Below are 2,570 nucleotides of genomic sequence, written 5' to 3' on the forward strand. Positions count from 1 at the left end.
GAAGTTAAGCCCTTCAGCGCCGATGGTACTGCACGCGATAGCGTGTGGGAGACTAGGACGTCGCCGGACAACTTTTTCAGCCTTTGGGGTGACCACTTTTGTGTGGTCACCCCAAAGGCCATTTTCACGTTCAAAACCTTTTCGCCGTTCCAGGCAGAGCACTGATCGGGGGTTCCCGTGCGACCGGTAAACCGGATGCTCGGGCCGCGTGCAACGATGAGTTCGTGCAGGAACTGACCGACTCGTTCGAGCCGGCCGTGGTGGCCGAGGTCATGCGGCGGCTGGCCGGCGTACGGGCGGAATACGGGGTCGCGATCCCGTGGGCGATCGAAAGCGGCTCGCGGGCCTGGGGCTTCCCCTCGCCGGATTCCGACTACGACTGTCGCTTCTTCTATGTTCGCTCCGTTCCCGATCACGTGACCCCCTGGCAGCCCCGCGACGTCATCGAGACCCCCGTGGATGCTGTGTTCGATGTGAATGGCTGGGACCTGGCCAAAGCGGTTCGGCTCGCCGCCGGCGGGAATGCGACGGTGGCGGAATGGTTGAGTTCCCCGTTCGTGTACGACGGCGACCCGGAGTTTCGCGAGGCCCTGCTGTCGCTGGCCGGGGAGATTCTGGACCCCGCCCGGGTGCGACGCCACTACGCCCACGTCGGAGCGCGGCAGTGGGAACGCAGCGGCGCGCACACCGGTGAGGTGAAGTCGCTGAAGCGGGTCTTCTACGCGCTGCGACCGGCCGCGGTGCTGCACTGGATGGATCTGTACGACCGCCCGACACCGCCGATGAATCTGCTCGAGTTGCTCGACCAGGCTCCGCCGCCCCCGGACGTGCGGGCCACGGTGGACGAACTACTGGCGACCAAGGCGATCACCCGGGAGATGGGTGCCGGGGTCGTCCCGGCCAATGTCCGGACCTGGATCGAGCGTCAACTGGACACCGAACTGCACCGCAGCGCGCCGAACCGGTTGGCCCGCCCGACTGCCCGGGCGATCGAGGGCTACCGGGACCTGGTCAGCCGGTTCGCACCGCAGCCGGGTCAGGAGATCGGCACTGCCTGACCGGTGCTGTCACTGAGCTGGGCCGCATCCAGCACCCGCAGCGTCCGGACGGCCTCGGCCCCGGTCACCGGGAGATCACCCTCCCCGGCGACGGCCCGGGCAAACTCGCTGTAGAAATCCTGGTACGCCCCGCGCGAGGACGGGACCCGATCGACGCCGCCGGCGGTGCTGAGCGTGCCCCACTCCGCCTCGTCGGCGTACCCCCAGCGATCACCTTCGAGCACCGGCCGGCGCCCGGCGAGGATGGCCTCGGTCTGGACATCGCCCATCGTCGACCGGTAGCTGCCCGCCTCGGCGTACACCCGCAGTTCCCGGCCCCGAGCGTGGTTCGCCTTGCCGGCCACCATGGTGGAGACCGGTCCGGCGAGGTGACGCATGGTGACGGTGAACCCGGTGTCGGTACGCCCCTCGGGCATCTCGATCCAGTCCAGGGCGGCGTACACCTGGGTGACCGGACCCAACAGCCACAGCAACTGGTCAGCCAGGTGTGCCCCGAGGTCACGCAGTACGCCACCGTTCGGGCCCGGATCGATGGTTTCGGGTGAATCCAGGTCGAAGCGCGATTCCACCCGCCGAACACTGCCCAGCTCACCCCCGTCGAGGACATCGCGGAGGGTACGCAGGTCGGTGTCCCAGCGCCGGTTGTGGAAGACCGCCAGCGGGACCCGGGCGGCCTCGGCCGCGTCGACCAGTTCTTGACCCTCGGCCGCGTTCGGCGCGAAGGGCTTGTCCGCCACCACGGCGACTCCACGGGCCAGGGCCTCGAGGACCAGCGCGCGCCTGGTCTGCGGGGGAGTGGTGATGGTCACCGCGTCCACCCCCGCATCGAGGAGGTCGGTGAGCGAGTCATAGACAGCCATCCCGGGGAAGTCCTCGGCGAGCTGTTTGCGTCGGACCGGACTTCCGGTGACCACTCCGACCAGTTCGACGCCCTCGGCCGCCGCAATGTAGGGAGCGTGGAAGATTCGTCCGCCCAGGCCATATCCGACCAGTCCAATTCTCATATCAGGATTCTGCCCCACCGGTCCCGCGGGTTGTCTCGGCGCCTCCCCTCCGGTGGACCGGGGGCGCGCCGGTGGGCCAGAGTGGAGCGTGACAATGGTCGAGGACCACCTCGTGATACGGCGGGCCTCTCGTTGCACCCATCCACGAACTGGGCAAGGATTGATCAGTGGACAACCCAACAGAGCAGACTCCTGAGGACAGCAGCCGGGAGAACCGGAGCGGATCGGGCGACCGGCCCCAGCGTCCCTATCGCGGGGGCGAGCGATCCGGCGGTGAGCGGACCGGCGGCGGCCGGCGCTACGGCGAGGGCAGGTCCGGGTCGGGTTCGGGTGGCCGCTCCTACGGGGGTGAACGGCGAGACCGCGACCGTCGCGATGATCGAGGGCGCGGTGGCGATCGAGGGCGCAGTGACGATCGGGGTCCCCGTGATGATCGTGGTGGTCGGGGAGAGCGCTCCGGTGGCGAGCGTGGCCGGTACCAGGATCGCGAGGGCGGGCGTCGGTTCGA

General features: G+C 68.7%; 2 protein-coding genes. One reads left to right on the forward strand and one right to left on the reverse strand.

The window, feature by feature from the left end; all coding sequences use genetic code 11:
* Positions 1 to 224: 224 nt before the first annotated feature.
* A complete protein-coding gene (locus G531_RS23675; RefSeq protein ID WP_051215664.1) occupies positions 225 to 1,058 on the forward strand; it encodes a nucleotidyltransferase domain-containing protein in 834 nt (277 codons plus the stop codon).
* Here G531_RS23675 and G531_RS0117190 read toward each other — a convergent pair.
* Complete coding sequence (locus tag G531_RS0117190) at positions 1,037 to 2,062, reverse strand: Gfo/Idh/MocA family protein (RefSeq protein WP_026928159.1); 1,026 nt, start codon at positions 2,060 to 2,062, stop codon at positions 1,037 to 1,039. The two genes, G531_RS23675 and G531_RS0117190, sit on opposite strands and share 22 nt — an antisense overlap.
* Positions 2,063 to 2,570 lie beyond the last annotated feature (508 nt).

Origin of the sequence: Granulicoccus phenolivorans DSM 17626 = NBRC 107789 = JCM 15570 (genome assembly GCF_000423085.1) — a bacterium.
Taxonomy (GTDB): domain Bacteria; phylum Actinomycetota; class Actinomycetes; order Propionibacteriales; family Propionibacteriaceae; genus Granulicoccus; species Granulicoccus phenolivorans.